Source organism: Pseudomonas defluvii, assembly GCF_001695625.1.
GTDB classification, from domain to species: Bacteria; Pseudomonadota; Gammaproteobacteria; order Pseudomonadales; family Pseudomonadaceae; genus Aquipseudomonas; species Aquipseudomonas defluvii.
On sequence record NZ_MBPN01000008.1, the window covers coordinates 1 to 16505 of the forward strand.

17 protein-coding genes are annotated in these 16505 nt (G+C 59.0%); 8 read left to right on the forward strand and 9 right to left on the reverse strand.

The features are described from left to right. The coding region (locus tag EKA13_RS03795; RefSeq protein WP_065758076.1) for a benzoate/H(+) symporter BenE family transporter at window positions 1-1193 on the forward strand (1193 nt) is incomplete at its 5' end. A gap of 2 nt (window positions 1194-1195) precedes the next feature. On the opposite strand, the gene lpdA is transcribed toward EKA13_RS03795, so the two are convergent. Then, window positions 1196-2596, reverse strand: coding sequence for a dihydrolipoyl dehydrogenase (gene lpdA / locus EKA13_RS03800; RefSeq protein WP_065758077.1), 1401 nt, complete (start codon window positions 2594-2596; stop codon window positions 1196-1198). Between the two features lie 154 nt (window positions 2597-2750). Between lpdA and cfaB the strand changes: the two genes are divergently transcribed. Then, window positions 2751-3935 (forward strand): C17 cyclopropane fatty acid synthase CfaB, encoded by a 1185-nt coding sequence (cfaB, locus tag EKA13_RS03805; RefSeq protein ID WP_065758078.1) that lies wholly within the window; start codon window positions 2751-2753, stop codon window positions 3933-3935. Between the two features lie 13 nt (window positions 3936-3948). Here cfaB and cls read toward each other — a convergent pair whose 3' ends face one another. Continuing rightward, complete coding sequence (gene cls / locus EKA13_RS03810) at window positions 3949-5388, reverse strand: cardiolipin synthase (RefSeq protein WP_065758079.1); 1440 nt, start codon at window positions 5386-5388, stop codon at window positions 3949-3951. Between the two features lie 127 nt (window positions 5389-5515). Between cls and EKA13_RS03815 the strand changes: the two genes are divergently transcribed. Then, window positions 5516-6043, forward strand: a complete 528-nt coding sequence (locus EKA13_RS03815; RefSeq protein ID WP_065758080.1) for a DUF3617 domain-containing protein — start codon at window positions 5516-5518, stop codon at window positions 6041-6043. On the opposite strand, the gene EKA13_RS03820 is transcribed toward EKA13_RS03815, so the two are convergent. The 3 genes from EKA13_RS03820 to EKA13_RS03830 all read right to left on the reverse strand — a co-directional run bounded on the left by EKA13_RS03820 (window position 6040) and on the right by EKA13_RS03830 (window position 7967). Beyond that, window positions 6040-6600: a gamma carbonic anhydrase family protein gene (locus EKA13_RS03820; protein ID WP_065758081.1), complete on the reverse strand. Its 561-nt coding sequence runs from the start codon at window positions 6598-6600 to the stop codon at window positions 6040-6042. The genes EKA13_RS03815 and EKA13_RS03820 overlap by 4 nt on opposite strands. Window positions 6601-6624: 24 nt before the next feature. Continuing rightward, window positions 6625-7512: a GTP cyclohydrolase FolE2 gene (folE2, locus tag EKA13_RS03825; RefSeq protein WP_065758082.1), complete on the reverse strand. Its 888-nt coding sequence runs from the start codon at window positions 7510-7512 to the stop codon at window positions 6625-6627. Between the two features lie 71 nt (window positions 7513-7583). Then, window positions 7584-7967, reverse strand: coding sequence for a glutamine synthetase (locus tag EKA13_RS03830; RefSeq protein ID WP_065758083.1), 384 nt, complete (start codon window positions 7965-7967; stop codon window positions 7584-7586). A gap of 121 nt (window positions 7968-8088) precedes the next feature. On the opposite strand from EKA13_RS03830, the gene zigA reads away from it, so the two are divergent. Genes zigA through EKA13_RS03845 form a run of 3 tightly spaced genes read left to right on the forward strand, consistent with a single transcriptional unit; the run spans window position 8089 to window position 10943 of the window. Then, complete coding sequence (zigA, locus tag EKA13_RS03835; protein WP_065758084.1) at window positions 8089-9297, forward strand: zinc metallochaperone GTPase ZigA; 1209 nt, start codon at window positions 8089-8091, stop codon at window positions 9295-9297. Continuing rightward, complete coding sequence (locus EKA13_RS03840; protein ID WP_065758085.1) at window positions 9297-9932, forward strand: DUF1826 domain-containing protein; 636 nt, start codon at window positions 9297-9299, stop codon at window positions 9930-9932. The genes zigA and EKA13_RS03840 overlap by 1 nt, the downstream gene beginning before the upstream one ends. A gap of 42 nt (window positions 9933-9974) precedes the next feature. Further along, window positions 9975-10943 carry a CobW family GTP-binding protein gene (locus EKA13_RS03845; protein ID WP_065758161.1) on the forward strand — a complete coding sequence of 323 codons (969 nt, stop codon included), beginning with the start codon at window positions 9975-9977 and terminating at the stop codon, window positions 10941-10943. Here EKA13_RS03845 and EKA13_RS03850 read toward each other — a convergent pair whose 3' ends face one another. Then, window positions 10944-11336 (reverse strand): DUF3301 domain-containing protein, encoded by a 393-nt coding sequence (locus EKA13_RS03850; protein ID WP_065758086.1) that lies wholly within the window; start codon window positions 11334-11336, stop codon window positions 10944-10946. It abuts the gene before it with no gap. A gap of 116 nt (window positions 11337-11452) precedes the next feature. Here EKA13_RS03850 and pdxY point away from each other — a divergent pair, with 116 nt between their 5' ends. Next, window positions 11453-12325: a pyridoxal kinase PdxY gene (gene pdxY / locus EKA13_RS03855; RefSeq protein ID WP_065758087.1), complete on the forward strand. Its 873-nt coding sequence runs from the start codon at window positions 11453-11455 to the stop codon at window positions 12323-12325. Here pdxY and EKA13_RS03860 read toward each other — a convergent pair. After that, complete coding sequence (locus tag EKA13_RS03860; protein WP_065758088.1) at window positions 12322-12807, reverse strand: acyl-CoA thioesterase; 486 nt, start codon at window positions 12805-12807, stop codon at window positions 12322-12324. The two genes, pdxY and EKA13_RS03860, sit on opposite strands and share 4 nt — an antisense overlap. 317 nt (window positions 12808-13124) lie before the next feature. Here EKA13_RS03860 and EKA13_RS03865 point away from each other — a divergent pair, with 317 nt between their 5' ends. After that, the gene (locus tag EKA13_RS03865) at window positions 13125-14885 is read left to right on the forward strand and encodes a cation:proton antiporter (RefSeq protein ID WP_065758089.1); all 1761 of its coding nucleotides are present in this window, start codon (window positions 13125-13127) and stop codon (window positions 14883-14885) included. Between the two features lie 74 nt (window positions 14886-14959). Here the strand turns inward: EKA13_RS03865 and EKA13_RS03870 are convergent, their stop codons facing one another. Next, window positions 14960-15367 (reverse strand): SMI1/KNR4 family protein, encoded by a 408-nt coding sequence (locus tag EKA13_RS03870; RefSeq protein WP_065758090.1) that lies wholly within the window; start codon window positions 15365-15367, stop codon window positions 14960-14962. Between the two features lie 111 nt (window positions 15368-15478). After that, the gene (locus EKA13_RS03875) at window positions 15479-16330 is read right to left on the reverse strand and encodes a Tim44 domain-containing protein (RefSeq protein WP_065758091.1); all 852 of its coding nucleotides are present in this window, start codon (window positions 16328-16330) and stop codon (window positions 15479-15481) included. Window positions 16331-16505 lie beyond the last annotated feature (175 nt).

The following is a 16505-nucleotide window of genomic DNA, read 5'->3' on the forward strand; positions in this document are numbered from 1 at the left end:
TCCGCGACTTTTCTGTGTCCGCCCTGGTGGCCGGCCTGATCGCCACAATGATCTCTTATGCCGGGCCACTGGTGATCGTCTTTCAGGCCGCCCACAGCGCACAGTTGTCGGCGGCCGAATTGTCTTCCTGGGTCTGGGCCATTTCCATTGGCAGTGGTCTGCTCGGGGTGGTCCTCAGCCTGCGCTACAAAGTTCCTGTCGTAATCGCCTGGTCGGCGCCTGGCTCGGCGTTGCTGGTGGCGCTGCTGCCCAACATTGCCTTTGCCGAGGCGGTAGGCGCCTACATCGTCGCCAACCTGATCATCCTTGGCGTGGGCGTGTCCGGGGCGTTTGATCGGATCGTCAGCAAGCTGCCGTCAGCCATTTCGGCGGCCATGTTGGCCGGCATCCTGTTCAGTTTCGGTACGGGTCTGTTCCTGTCGGTGAAAGCGCAGCCCGTGCTGGTCTTGGCGATGTTTGTCACCTACCTGCTGTTCAAGCGCCTGGCCCCGCGCTATGCCGTACTGGCGGTACTGATTTGCGGGGTGAGCCTGTCTCTGGCCAATGGCGAGTTGAAAAGTTCGGAGCTGGTCATTGGCCTTGCGACACCCGTCTTGACCCTGCCGGAGTTCAGTTGGAACGCGGTGCTGAGTATCAGCTTGCCGCTGGTGATGGTCGCACTGACCGGGCAGTTTGTACCGGGGGTTGTCGTGCTGCGTAATGACGGTTATGCCACAGCCGCCAGCCCGATCATCAGCAGCAGTGCGTTCACCAGCCTGTTGCTGGCGCCCTTTGGTTGCCATGGCCTTAACCTGGCGGCGATTACTGCGGCGATCTGCACTGGTCGTGAATCACATGATGATCCACATCGGCGCTACTGGGCGGGTGTTTGCGGTGGTGCACTGTATGTGTTGCTGGGCGTGTTCGGCGCGACATTGGTGTCGTTGTTCAGTGCCTTTCCGGCCGCTTTGATCGCAGCCCTGGCCGGGCTGGCGCTGTTCGGTGCCATTGGTGGTGCGCTTGCCGGTGCGATGAGTGTGCCGGCTGACCGCGAAGCTGCACTGATCACCTTTCTGGTGACGGCATCCGGGATGTCGTTTCTTGGTCTGTCGGCCGCTTTCTGGGGGCTGATCTTTGGCTTGTTCGCTCATCTGTTGCTGAACCTGCGGCGGGTCGCGCCGCAGGTTCGCAGGTCAGGTGTGCAGGCAGACTGAGGTCAGATCTGCATCGCCATGCCTTCGACGTTCATGGCCGCCTGGCGCAAGGCCTCGGAGCGGGTCGGGTGCGGGTGGCAGGTGAGGGCGATGTCCTCGGCCGAGGCGCTGAACTCCATGGCCACGCAGTACTCACCGATCATCTCGCTGACGCTCGGGCCAACCAGATGCACGCCAAGGACTTCGTCAGTGTTGGCATCTGCCAGGACTTTGGCGAACCCTTCGGTTTCATGGTTGATCTTGGCCCGGCTGTTGGCGGTGAACGGGAACTTGCCAACCTTGTAGGCCCGGCCTTCGGCCCTGAGTTGTTCTTCGGTCTTGCCGACGCTGGCCAGTTCCGGGCGGGTGTAGATAACCCCTGGGATCAGGCCGTAATTGACCTCGTGCGCCTTGCCGGCAATTCGCTCGATACAGGCGATCGCTTCGTCCTCGGCCTTGTGCGCGAGCATCGGCCCCGAGGTGACGTCGCCAATGACCCAGATACCCGGAACCGTCGAGCGATGGCCCTCGTTGGCGAGCATGCCGCGCTTGTCGGTTTCCAGGCCGACGGTCTCCAGCCCCAGGCCATGGGTATAAGGGCGCCGTCCGATGGCCACCAGTACATAGTCGGCTTCCAGCGTTTCGGCAGCACCGCCAGCGGCAGGCTCCAGAGTCAGTTGCACGCCGTTCCCGACGACACTGGCCTGGGTCACCTTGGTACCCAGCTTGAAGGTCATGCCTTGCTTGGCCAGTGAGCGTTGCAGGGTTTTCGCGGCCTCTTCATCAGTGCCTGGGCAGATACGGTCCAGGTACTCGATGATGGTGACCTGGCTGCCAAGGCGACGCCATACCGAGCCCAGCTCCAGGCCGATGACACCCGCTCCGATCACGACCAGGTGCTTGGGCACTTCGATCAGGGAGAGGGCGCCGGTGGAGTCGATGATGCGTTGGTGATCAAGGGGCACCCCTGGCAGCGGCGTAGGTTCGGAACCGGTGGCAATGACAATGTCCTTGGCCTGCAGTTCGCTGACGGTCCCTTGCGCGTCGGTTACCTTGACCTTGCCGACGCCGTCGAGACGACCCCAGCCCTTGATCCAGTCGACCTTGTTCTTGCGGAACAGGTACTCGATTCCTTTGGTCAGGCCGGTAACGCTGTCATCTTTTTGCTTCATCATCTGGGCCAGGTTCAAGGTCGGTTTCACCTCGATACCCAGTGTGGCCAGTTCGCCATTGCTGGCGGCGTCGTAGAGTTCAGAGGCATGCAACAGCGCCTTTGACGGCATGCAACCGACATTCAGGCAGGTGCCGCCCAGGGTTGAACGACCTTCCACACAGGCGACGCTAAGGCCCAATTGCCCGGCCCGAATAGCAGCGTTGTAGCCACCCGGCCCCCCGCCAATGATCACGATATCGTAGCTTTTCATTGCTGTACTCCAGGATGAGGTATCGACAATGGGCGCAAGATTAGTCCGTGATTGATGGATTGTATACAATCTGTGGTGTGGACTTATTCAGAAAGTTCTCGCAGATGAACTACCCTTTTCCTCGTGACGTTCTAAGACAACGGGAGGTTTTTTCATGCTTGCGCAACTTCCAGCGGCTCTGCAAAACGTACGGCTGCCACTTCGCCTGAAGTTTTGGAATGGTCTCCACTTCGATCTGGGGCCTGGGCCACACGTCACCATTGTGGTGAAGGACCCACAGCTGATAAGTCAGCTTACCCGTCCTAGCCTTGATGATCTGGGGTCGGCATTTGTCGAAGGCAGGCTGGAGCTGGAAGGTAATATCGGCGAGGTTATCCAGGTTTGCGACGAACTGACTCAAGCGCTGCTTCTGGATGATGACGAGCCACAACCCCAGCGTGCTGCGCATGACAAGACGACTGACGCGGCTGATATTTCCTACCATTACGACCTGTCCAACGATTTCTATCAGCTCTGGCTCGACCAGGAAATGGTCTACTCCTGCGCCTACTTCAAGACGGGCAATGAAACCCTTGAGCAAGCCCAGCAGGACAAACTCGAGCATTTGTGTCGCAAGCTACGGCTGCAGCGCGGTGACTACTTGCTGGATGTCGGTTGTGGTTGGGGTGGCCTGGCGCGGTTTGCCGCCCGCGAGTTCGGTGCCAAGGTCATGGGTATCACCTTGAGCAAGGAGCAACTCAAGCTGGGTCGGGAACGGGTCAAGGCGGAAGGCCTGGAGCAGCAGGTTGATCTAAAAATCCTCGACTACCGGGATCTGCCGCAGGATGGCCGTTTCGACAAGGTGGTGAGTGTTGGCATGTTCGAGCATGTTGGCCATGCCAACCTGGCGTTGTACTGCCAGCGCCTGTTTGGCGCTGTCCGTGAAGGTGGCCTGGTGATGAACCACGGCATCACCGCCAAACATATTGATGGTCGGCCAGTCGGGCGGGGGGCAGGCGAGTTCATTGACCGCTATGTGTTCCCCCATGGCGAGCTGCCGCACCTGTCGATGATCAGTGCTTACATCAGCGATGCCGGGCTAGAGGTGGTCGATGTGGAAAGCCTGCGTTTGCACTATGCCCGGACATTGCACTTCTGGAGTGATCGACTGGAGGCGAAGCTTGATGAAGCCGGACGTCTGGTGCCTGAACGCGCGCTGAGAATCTGGCGATTGTACTTGGCCGGTTGTTCATACGCCTTCGCCAAGGGCTGGATCAACCTGCACCAGATTCTGGCGGTAAAGCCGCTGGCCGATGGCAGTCATACCCTGCCATGGACCCGGGCGGATCTTTATCGCTGACGATGCCTCGCCACTAGAGGATGGGGGAGATCAGCCTGGCGATACGCATGCCCAGCAACTGCAGTCGATGGGTGTCGCGGCTGTCCTCGGCAGTGATTTCCCGAGCCTGTTCGAAGTCGTGCTTGAGCATGGCTTCGACCTGATCGGCAAAGGTCCTGTCGATGGTCAGCAGCATGATCTCGAAGTTCAGGCGGAAGGAGCGGTTGTCCAGGTTCGCGCTGCCGATCGCACTGACTTCATCGTCGATCAGTACAACCTTCTGATGCAGGAACCCGGGCTGGTAGCGAAAGATCCGCACCCCGGCGCGTACCGCCTCTAAGGCAAACAGGCTGGAAGCGGCATAGACGATCCGATGGTCGGGACGTGAGGGCAACAGGATACGCACATCGACGCCACGCAGAACGGCCAGTCGTAGCGCGGCGAAGATCGCCTCATCGGGAATGAAGTACGGGCTGGTTATCCATAGGCGCTCACGCGCTGAATGAATCGCCTCGATGAAGAACAGTGAGCAGGTCTCCTGAGGATCAGCTGGCCCGCTGGCCAGCACTTGGCACAGTACGCCCTCGTCCGGGTACTCATCCGGCAGGATCAATGGCGGCAATTGCCGTGCGGCCCAGAACCAGTCTTCGGCAAAGGATTCCTGCAGGCAGGCCAGCACTGGGCCGCTGACCTGTACGTGGGTATCGCGCCAAGGCGACAGTTTGGGGTTGCCTCCCAGGTACTCATCGCCAACGTTGTGCCCACCGACGAAGCCTTGCAAGCCGTCGACGACGACGATCTTGCGGTGGTTGCGGAAGTTGACCTGGAAGCGATTGAACCAGCCGTGACGGGTGCTGAAGGCACGTATCTCAACGCCGCCTTCACGCAGCGTCTGGCAGTATGCCGAGGGCAGGCCGTGGCTGCCGACACTGTCGTAAAGCACATAGATCTTTAAGCCTTCGGCGGCTTTTTTCAGTAGCAGTGTTTGCAGCCGCCGGCCCAGTTCATCGTCATGGATGATGAAAAACTGCACCAGCACCGTATTACGGGCTTGGGCAATGGCATCAAGGATGGCGCTGAAGGTGGCCTGCCCATCGATCAGTAGTTTGATCTGATTGTTCGCCAAGCAGGGCATGCGACCGAGTTTCGGTAATGCGCGCAAGGCGGCGTAGGAGCTGGAGCTTCGCGCAGCTAATGCTTCTTCCACCCACGGGCGCCAGTTCAGGTCAGTGATGGCCAGGTGCATTTCGCGGTTGGCCTGACGTCGTGCTTTGATGTACGCATCGAAGGTTCGGCTGCCAAACACCAGGTAAGGAATCAGTGTCAGGTAGGGTATGAACAACAGCGACAGGGCCCAGGCGATCGCACCCTGCGCAGTACGGACGCTGACCACGGCGTGGAGTGCAGCACCCACACCCAGCAAGTGGATCAGGCCGATCAGGTAACCGAAGAAGTAGGGGCTGTGGTAATCCATACACATCCTGCTGTCCGCTGGCACTGCCTCTACCAGAGCATGTTCCGGGCAGTACTTGCAACCGAAAGCGTAAATCAGCGTCTAAACCATGTTCCGGCCCGACGCCGGCGTTTCGAGGAGTGACTAGATGAAGATTCGTCTGCCAATACTGGCGCTGGTCTTCGGGTTGGCGAGCCCGTTGGTGAATGCACAGATGTTGCAGCCAGGCCTGTGGGAGTTGACCACCAGCAACATGCAGGTTGATGGCAGGCCGCTGCCGGATATGCAGTTCATGCTCGGCCAGTTGAAAAACCTGCCGCCCGAGCAGCGTGCAATGATGGAGCAGGTGTTGGCCAAGCAAGGTGTCACTGTGGCGGGGAATGGCGTGCGCTCCTGCCTGACTCAGGAGCAGGTCAACAGCGATAACATCCCCTTGCAAGACCCCAAGTCAGGTTGTCGCCAGGAAATCACCGAGCGCAACGGCAATGTCTGGAAATTCCGTTTTAGCTGCCCCAAAGCCCAAGGTGCCGGGCAGGCTCAGTTCCTCAGTGACCGTGAGTTCCTGACCAAGGTCAACGGCACCTTCAACGCTTCGGGAACGCAGCAACAGGGCAGCATGGAAACCCGTGCGGTCTGGCTCGGCAGCAACTGCGGCACCGTTAAGCCACGCACCTAGAACTCGTTCTGCAGCGCCTTGTAGCCCCGCACCAGGTCAACGTTGGTGCGGGCTACGTCTTCGGAGAATTCCGAGGCGCTGATGCTCACAGGAGGAAACTGTGAGAGATCCGTGCTGGCACCCATTCGCGTTGTTGAGGGCACATAAAATTGCGCCGGCAGGTTGCAGCCATCGACCACCGAGTTGTGCCGTACCACGCTGCCGTCGCCGACGGTGCAGTTGAACAGTACGCTGTTGAAGCCGATGAACACCCGATTGCCAACGGTGCAGGGGCCATGGACGATGGAGCGGTGAGCAATCGAGGTGAACTCGCCAATGGTCACCGCGGCCCCTGACTTTGAGTGGATCACCACACCATCCTGAATGTTGGAGTTGGCGCCAATAGTGATGGGCTCCATCGCGCCGTTGCTGTCCACTTCATCAGCCCGAATGACCGCATAGGGCCCAACGAACACATTGTCGGCGATGATCACCTTGCCGCAGATGATTGCCGTTTTATCGACATAAGCGGATTCGGCGATCACCGGTAGATCACCGCTGGGGTTCTTGCGAATCATGGCTATCTCTCCCTTACCAATGAATTACCACTGCCACTGGCTGCGGGCGACTGCATCGTGAGCATGCAAGCTCTCGGCATGTTCAACCTGCAGGCTGAACCCGTCGATCCAGGCATGGCGCCTTAAGGCCAGGTGTAAACGGCGCACGGCATCTTCGCAGAACATCAGGTTCTGACCGTTGGCCAGTGCGAAAGCTTGCTCATCGGCGCGTTTCACTGCGGTCTGCACCGCCGTACCCAGTGCCCCTTCGGCATGATCAATCAGTGCGACGATGGGAAACACACTAACGTCTTGCGTTAAGCGTACCTGCAACGTTGCCAGGCTACGTTGGCTATGGGGCGTGGCAACGATGCCCGCGGCACTGCCTAGCCAGGAGAGCAGCGCATCATGGCTGAGCGGTCGGTTAGCGAAATCGGCGAGAAATTGCTGTTGAATCAGTTGCCTTGCGAGTGCTGCGGAACAGGGGCAGGTTGAGGAATAGGTCACGTGCACATTTAGTTCCACGTGGAACACTTCTTGTTCTAGGCGTGCAGTCAGCACCACGGGATAGGCCTTCCAGCCTGACAGCGGGCTGACCAATGCTGGCTGTTTCAGCATGACTTCAAATTGCAGGCGCAGGTAAGCGCTGTCAGAAAGACCGCAGTGGCTTTCCAGAAAGTGTTCAAGCACCTGATGAATCAGTGCTGGGCAAAGTTCTTTTTGTTCCAGTGCTTCCAGTGCCAGGTACAAGCGCGACATGTGTATCCCGCGTGATTCGCCGTTATCCAGGCTGACGCCGGCATCGGCACTGGCGCGCAGCCGTTGAGCGTTGAACGACACCGGCAAGGCAATGCCGCACATGCCCACCCAGTTCAGTGGTAGTGGCTGGTGTAGTGCCTGAGTGGCAATGTCGGGAAGAGGCAGGGCAGTCATGGGTTGTTCGTCGTGGCGGAAAAGTAGTTTGTTATATTATAACAATGCAGTGTTCTACAAGACTGCAGGGATTACTGGCAACCGCTTACTCGACTGCAGCGCACGCCAAAGCGCTGTCCGTTGGAACTGGATACGCGGTTGATCGTGGTCCAACCGACGCGACGGCTGTAGCCGACCCAGGCTTCACCGTCACTGGCCAGCCCGGTGAAGAAGGTCAGTTGACCGTAGCGGTCGCTGGTTTGTGCCCAGCGACGTTTGCCCTCTATCTCGTACCCGCGCAAAAACACGGTGCTGCCTTTGGTTTGCACACTGTAGTAATTGCCCTCGAGATCCTTGCAGGCCAGCAGGTTTGCGCTGCGCGTGCAGTGCGCCAGCGTGTCGCTGGGTAGTGCCTGCGCGAGGGCGTGCGGGGCAAGTGCAGCGAGGCAAACAAGCCAAGCCCACGGTTGATTCATCAAGACTTCCTCGAGGTGGTTAGCGGTCGTGCGCTTGCGAAGGTGCTTGGAATAAGTGCGCCGTTATAATATAACATCTCGTAAAGCATCTATCGAATGCTGCCCCGATGAGGACCCCACCATGCCCGACCGTCTTCCCGTTACTGTGCTCTCCGGCTTTCTCGGCGCAGGCAAGAGCACGCTGCTCAATCATGTGCTGCGCAATCGCGAAAACCTCCGGGTGGCAGTGATCGTCAACGACATGAGTGAAATCAACATCGATGCCAGTGAGGTGCAACGTAATGTCAGCTTGAACCGTGCCGAGGAGAAGTTGGTCGAGATGAGCAACGGTTGCATCTGCTGCACCTTGCGCGAAGACCTGCTCGAGGAAGTCGGGCGACTGGCTCGAGAAGGTCGGTTCGATTACTTGCTGATTGAGTCGACCGGTATTTCTGAACCACTCCCCGTGGCTGAAACCTTTACCTTCCGGGATGACCAAGGCCGCAGCCTGGCCGACCAGGCGCGGCTCGATACCATGGTCACGGTAGTCGATGGTTTGAATTTCCTGAGTGATTATCAGGCTGCGGAAAGCCTGGCGAGCCGTGGCGAAACCCTTGGCGAAGAGGATGAGCGTTCGATCAGTGATCTCTTGATCGAGCAGGTGGAGTTCGCTGATGTGATTCTGGTCAGCAAGATCGATCTGGTGGGTAGCCACAGCCGTGACGAACTAATGGCGATCCTGCGTAGCCTTAACGCTCACGCGCAGATTGTTCCAATGGTCATGGGACAGGTGCCGCTGGAGCGGATCCTCAACACCGGCTTGTTCGACTTCGACACGGCCGCACAGGCGCCCGGTTGGCTTCAGGAACTGCGTGGCACGCATGTGCCTGAAACGCAGGAGTATGGCATTTGCTCATGGGCCTGGCAGGCTCGGCGTCCGTTGCATCCGCAGCGCTTCTTCGACTTTATCCACAGCCCCTGGACGAATGGGCGACTGCTGCGCTCCAAGGGCTTTTTCTGGCTGGCCAGTAAACTGAGTGATGCCGGTAGCTGGTCTCAGGCAGGTGGCATGGTTCGACACGGATTCGCCGGTCGTTGGTGGCGTTTTGTGCCTCGCGAGCATTGGCCACAGGATCAGGACAGTCAGGCGGCAATCCTCAAGCATTGGAACAGCGCGTGCGGTGATTGTCGGCAAGAACTGGTGTTCATCGGCCAGCATATTGATTTTGCCAGGCTTGAAGCTGAGCTGGCGGCCTGCTTGCTGAGTGACGCTGAAATGGCGCTAGGCGAAGACGCCTGGAGTCAGCTGCCGGACCCCTTTGGTCCGTGGTACGAAGAGGACGCTGCCTGATGTTGGCACCAACGCCTCGTTATGTTCCGCGCCAGGTACTTGGTGAATCACCTCAGGTCCTGGGTGAAGCCTTGCAGGATGGGATCAATCTGGCCGTTTGGGAGCGGCAACTGCCTGTGCATATCGCCGATTTTGCCAGCCTGTTGTTGTCATTGAACCAACCATTGGCGGAGTCGTTCACGTTGGAATTGGACGACGACGGGCAACTTCCGGCATTGCCTGCGGTGGCCAGAGGCTATGCCGACCTGACAGGCTACGATGGCTTCGTCGCCGATGTGGCCTGGCTGGTTGGTGCCTATGCCTGCCTGCTTGATGCTCGTCGGGTTGGGGTACGTCTTACGGCACTGGACAACGCCATGTGCCCGCGTTGGCATGTCGATCACGTACCCTTGCGGCTGCTCACGACCTATGCCGGGCCCGGCAGCGAATGGCTGGAAGAGGCTGTGGATAAACGCGTCCAGCCGCTGCCGGCAGAGGTCGAGCCGGCGCGGGTTCGTCAGTTGGGCTGTGGTGCTGTCGCCTTGCTGAAGGGGGAGAAGTGGTTGGGTAATGAAGGCTGCGGGCTTATCCACAGGTCGCCAGCACTGGCCAACGGTGAGCGCCGTTTGATCCTTAGCCTTGACTGGATGGCCTGAGTCCAGCGCATAGTGTGCGATCTTCCAGGCCTGTTGATGACCATGCTGCAGAACATACCTACCCACGTGATTGCCGGGCCCTTGGGGGCCGGTAAGACCAGTCTGATTCGCCACTTGATGGCTCATCGCCCGGCCACTGAGCGCTGGGCGGTGTTGATAAACGAGTTCGGTCAGATCGGCCTGGATGCGGCGCTGCTCAGCACTGCAGATGACGGCATTGCCATGGGCGAGGTGGCTGGAGGGTGCTTGTGTTGTGTGAACGGCGCACCGTTTCAGGTTGGCCTGGGTCGGTTGTTGCGCAAATCCAGACCAGACCGGCTGTTTATCGAACCTTCAGGGCTTGGTCACCCGGCGCAGCTGTTGGCGCAACTGCGCCAGCCACCATGGCAGGGTGTGCTGGATGTGCAGCCCTTGGTGATGGTGCTGGATGCCCAGATGTTGGCGGGTGGCCAGCCGCTAGCGGACAGTCAGCAAGCCGCATTGGTTGAGGCAGGGTTGTTGGTGCTGAACAAAGCCGAGGCTGTGGATAGTGAAAAACGGGTGTGGATAACCTCCCGATTACCCACCGTGCCGTGCTATTGGACGGAACAAGGTCGGTTACCTCTGGATGAGCTGCTGAAGCAGTCCACCGCAATTGTGGATAAGCCGGCTGTGGATAATTCTGCGTTGCCTGACGGTACCGCACCACTCGGCGCTCTGTGGACAAGTCCATCCGAGCCGATCTGCCTGCACCATCAATCAACTGACGGCTGGAGCATTGGCTGGCGCTGGCACCCGAGTCAGTTGCTCGATGCGCAGCGTATAGAGGGGTTTCTTGCGGGGCTGGTGTGGCGCCGGGCCAAACTGGTTATCCACAGCCCGGAAGGTTGGCAGTCTGCTAACGCATTGGAAGGTAAACCCCTGGTCTGGCAGTCGAGCCACTGGCGGCGTGATTCACGTATCGAACTGATCTTTGCTCAGCCCCAGGATGCTGAAGCGCTGCAACAAGGCATGGCGGCATGCCTGTGTTGATCAGTTGTGCCAGCGGTTGTGCTCCTGGCGCCACTGTTTCATTTCAATCACGTTGTCATGGTGTTGCACTGGCTTGATCTCGAACGGGTAGGGCGCCAGTTCGATTTGCATGGCGTGGGCGCCAAATTGAGTGATGGTGCCGGGGTGGCGTTGCTCCCCGGTTACCGTGAACTCAAAGTTATACACACGGGCCAGGCGCTTCCTGCCATTGGCATCACGGATAAAGGCGATACGTTTGAGCGCGACGTTGCCGTCGAGCAACTCCAGGTCGAGCTTGGCGCAATGCTGTTTGACCCTTTCCAGCGCTTTTTCACGCAGCCCGTGGTTATGCCAAAGCCAAGCACCGACGGTAGCCAGCAGCATCAGTACGGATAGATTTTCGAGGGTCAACATTACATAGGCTCCAACGAGGTGTACTCAGCTTAACCGCCTCCCAGCGCTGTCGTACAGGTGGTATTTAGCGCCATACTGCATGCCTTGTCTCTATTACAACGCATCGGAAGCCTTGCATGAAACGTACGCCACACCTGCTTGCTATCCAGTCTCATGTGGTCTTCGGTCACGCCGGCAACAGCGCTGCGGTGTTCCCCATGCAGCGTGTGGGGGTCAACGTCTGGCCACTCAATACCGTGCAGTTCTCTAACCACACACAGTATGGCCAGTGGACTGGAGAAGTGCTTGCGCCAGCGCAAATTCCTGCGCTGGTGAACGGAATCGCGACGATCGGTGAGCTTGGCAATTGCGATGCGGTGTTGTCCGGTTACCTCGGCAGTGCGGCCCAGGGGCGTGCAATCCTCGCGGTTGTGGCGCAAATCAAGGCGGCCAACCCGGCAGCGCTGTACCTGTGCGATCCGGTGATGGGGCACGCAGAAAAAGGCTGCATCGTGCCCGAAGAAGTCAGCGACTTTCTACGAGAGGAGGCGCTGGCGGCGGCCGATGTGTTGTGCCCGAATCAGCTTGAGCTGGACAGCTTTTGCGGTCGTCGCGCTGAATCGCTCGACGATTGCGTTGCAATGGCACGGTCGTTGTTGAGCCGTGGGCCGAAGGCGGTATTGGTCAAGCACCTGGCCTATCCGGACCGGCAAGCCAATGATTTTGAGATGCTGTTGGTGACCGCTGAAGGCAATTGGCACCTGCGTCGCCCGCTGCTGGCCTTCCCGCGCCAGCCGGTGGGTGTCGGCGACCTCACTGCCGGGTTGTTCCTGGCTCGGCTGCTGTTGGGCGACAGTTGGGTCGCGGCATTCGAGTACAGTGCCGCAGCTGTGCATGAAGTACTGCTGGAAACCCAGGCCTGCGGCAGTTATGAACTGGAACTGGTGCGGGCCCAGGATCGTATTGTGCATCCACGGCTGCGTTTTGAGGCGCAGCGCCTGGCGTTTTAAAGGGCGTCGGCCTTGAGCTCCTGGTAGCGTTTTTCCAGCTCCTGGCGAATCAGGCGGCGCTGCTTACCCTGCAGGAAACGACGCTTTTCTTCGCTGGTTTCCGGCTGACGTGGCGGCACAGGCACGGGCTTGCGGTCGTCGTCGACGGCGACCATGGTGAAGAAACAGCTGTTGCTATGGCGCACCGAGCGTTCGCGGATGTTCTCAGTGACCACTTTGATGCCCACCTCCATGGAGGTGGTGCCGGTGTAGTTGACCGAGGCCAGGAACGTCACCAATTCGCCGACATGCACCGGCTCGCGGAAAATCACTTGATCAACCGAGAGTGTCACCACATAGCGGCCAGCGTAGCGGCTGGCACAGGCATAGGCGACTTCATCGAGGTACTTGAGCAGGGTACCGCCGTGTACGTTGCCAGAAAAATTGGCCTTGTCCGGAGTCATCAGGACGGTCATCGATAGCTGGGCGTTTCCAGGTTCCATAGTGTGCTCACGGTGAGGTTGCGCTGAGTGGGGGGCGCCTGAACGGACGCTTCTTTCCCCGTTACGATTCCCATCATAAAAACGGGACGCTGGCAGGCTCCTTGCCGTCACGCGTTTCAGGTCATTTGGTCGGGCAAATCTGTCGATCTGTTTCTACATATTGCATCGCCAGCCTCATGCAGTGGCGGGTGTTAACCTCAGTTGGCCCATGCAAGGTGGGTTATTCCTACAGATAAAGCATAAAACAGGTGCCGCTCAATCAGATCACTCTGACAGGTACTTGTTTGTTTTTTGTACGTATTCAGGAGGTGTCCGCCATGCATGCCATCAGCTTTATTCAGGATTTGGCGGTGATCATGCTGGTTGCCGGGGTCGTCACCGTGCTTTTTCATCGCCTCAAGCAGCCGGTGGTCCTGGGTTACATCGTTGCCGGGTTCATCATTGGCCCTTATACCCCACCGTTCGGCCTGATTCACGACGAAGACACGATCAAGACCCTGGCCGAGCTCGGGGTGATTTTCCTGATGTTCTGCCTGGGCCTGGAGTTCAGCCTGCGCAAGCTGTTCAAGGTCGGGGCAACCGCCTTTATCGCCGCTTTTCTGGAAATCGTCCTGATGATCTGGATCGGCTTCGAGATTGGCCGCTGGTTTGGCTGGAGCACCATGGATTCGTTGTTTCTCGGGGCGATTCTGGCGATTTCCTCGACCACGATCATCGTCAAGGCGCTCAATGACCTGAAGATGAAGAACGAGCGCTTCGCCCAGTTGATCTTTGGTGTACTGATCGTTGAAGACATTCTGGGTATCGGCATTATTGCCTTGTTATCGGGCATTGCCGTCAGCGGTACGGTCAGCTCCGGTGAGGTGTTTTCCACGGTCGGCAAACTGTCGCTGTTCATGATTGTGGCGTTGGTGGTCGGCATTCTTCTGGTGCCGCGTGTGTTGGCCTACGTGGCGCGCTTTGAAAGCAACGAGATGCTGCTGATTACGGTGCTAGGGCTGTGCTTCGGCTTTTGCCTACTGGTGGTCAAGCTTGAGTACAGCATGGTGCTGGGTGCGTTCCTGATTGGCGCGATTATGGCTGAGTCGCGGCAGTTACTGAAAATAGAGCGCTTGATCGAGCCGGTTCGTGACCTGTTCAGTGCCATCTTTTTTGTCGCCATCGGCATGATGATCGACCCGCGGGTGCTGCTCGACTATGCCTGGCCGATTGCGGTGATTACCGTTGCCGTCGTGCTGGGCAAGATGCTTTCTTGCGGCATGGGAGCATTTATTGCGGGCAACGATGGGCGCACGTCGTTGCGTGTCGGCATGGGCCTGTCACAGATCGGCGAGTTCTCTTTCATCATCGCGGCGCTGGGGATCACCCTGCAGGTCACCAGTGACTTCCTCTACCCGGTCGCGGTGGCCGTGTCGGCGATTACCACGCTGCTGACGCCGTATTTGATTCGCAGTGCAGATCCGTTGTCACAGAGGCTGGCCAAGGTCATGCCGCAGCGTCTGGGCCGAGTACTGTCGCTGTATGGTGAATGGTTGCGCAGTATTCAACCACACGGCGAGGGCGCGATGCTGGCGGCCATGATCCGGCGGATTCTGTTGCAGGTTGGGGTCAACCTGGCCCTGGTGGCCGCGATCTTCTTTAGTGGCGGTTACTTTGCATACCGCATCAGCGCCTGGTTGAGCGGCTGGATCAGCGACACAGGGCAGCACAAGGCCTTGATTTGGGGCGCAGCGCTGTTGTTGTCGCTACCGTTCCTGATCGCGGCTTATCGCAAGCTCAAGGCGCTCTCGATGCTGTTGGCGGAAATGGGGGTGAAACCGGAGGTGGCGGGGCGACATACCCAGCGTGTTCGACGGGTAATCGCCGAGGTGATTCCGCTGCTGTCGTTGTTGGTGATTTTCCTGCTGTTGTCGGCATTGTCGGCCAGTATTCTGCCGACCAGTGAACTGCTGCTGGTGATCGCGGTGGTCGCTGCGGGCGTGGTCGCGTTGCTCTGGCGCTGGTTCATCCGGGTGCACACGCGGATGCAGATCGCTTTGCTCGAAACGCTTGAGCATGATGACGGCCATCACCGCTAGGGTGCGTTGATGGCGCGTCCTGCCAGCGCCAATCGACTGCCCGATGGCCGTTGATGCTTCAGGCGATGTTCAGGTCAGCTTTCCAGCCAGACATCCCGAGCCCAGTGCCAGACCGATTCCCAGTTTTCCTCGGTGACGCATTCTTCTTCGCCCGACCACAACACTACGGTGCCGTCTTCTTCGACGCAGTAGTAGTCATCGCCGTCCTGGCAGAGCGGGATCAGGTCGCGCGGTACGCCCGCATCCCAGGCATTGGCGGCGACTTCAGGCAGGTAGGTGTGCGATTGTGGGTCGGTCGCGGTCACCGGTTCCAGGCTACCGTACACGACATCGCTGACGGTCAGCAGGAACTCTTTGAAGACGAAGGGAATGTTGATGAACAACTGCTCTTCGATCTCGACCAGTTGATCCTCGTCGGGCAACTCCAGTGGAACCGGCACGGGTTCATTGGCTTCACGGAGTTGTTCAATCACTTCTTCCACGGCTCTATCCTCTTACCTTGATGACACGCTGCGCGTTATACCCTAGTAGCGCAATCCGGCAAAAGCAAAACCCCGGGACAGGCCCGGGGTTTTTTGTGCAATGCCTGAAAATCAGCCGTTTTGGCGGATCCCGGCGACCAGCCACGGCTGGTTTTCGCCTTGGGCACGTTCCATGTTCCAGCTTTCGCTGAACACTTCGCCCTGGTCGAAGCGCGAGGTTTTCGACACGCCGCTGAAGGTCAGAGTGGCGATGGTCTTGTCGGCGCGGTCGTCGACACCTTCCAGTTGCACATTCAGGTCATCGATGTAGGTGGACTGGAAGCCCTCGCCCAAGGCCGCGCGCTCCTGCTTGAGGAACTGCAGCATTTGTGGCGTGACGAACTCGGCGATCTTGTCCATCTCGTTCGCGTCCCAGTGCTGCTGCAGCGACTGGAAGTGGTTGCGTGCTGCAGCCAGGAAGCTCTGCTCGTTGAACCAGGCCGGTGCGTTGATGACCGGGCGGGCCGACGAGGCTGGCGAACCACCGAATACCTGCGGCTGTGCTGGTTGCTCGTAGGCTTCACGCTGGAACGGTGCGTGACCTGCTGGCGCCATCTGTGGCTGCTGTTGCTTGCGACGGCGGGCCGCAATGAAGCGGAACGCCAGGAAGGCGATCAGCGCCATGATGATGATGTCGAGGAACTGCATCCCCTCGAAGCCATCACCCATGAACATCGAGGCCAGTAGGCCACCGGCGGCGATACCGGCCAATGGGCCGAGCCAGCGCGAGGCGCCGCTGGCAGCGGCAGGCGCACGGCCTGGCATTGCGGGGGTGGCTGCCGGAGTGGATGGGGCGGCCTGGCGGGTTTGATGGGTCGGTGCTGCGCCCGAGCTCTTGCCGCCGCCGAAGCGTTTGGCATTGGCGTCGAGGCTCATCGTCAGGCCAATGCACAGCGCTAGAGCGATGCTAAGAAAACGTTGCATAGTATGGGAATTCCCGTTTTGTGGATTGCACGCGCGTCATGGTGCACAGGTTGTAGGCTGCATGACCAGCACCATAATGTTTCCAGCTTTTGCTTGATTATGCCTTCATGCTTGACTCAAGCCTGTTGCACGATCAGCTAATACCTGGGGGCCGGTGGCTATGGGGGGCAGGCGG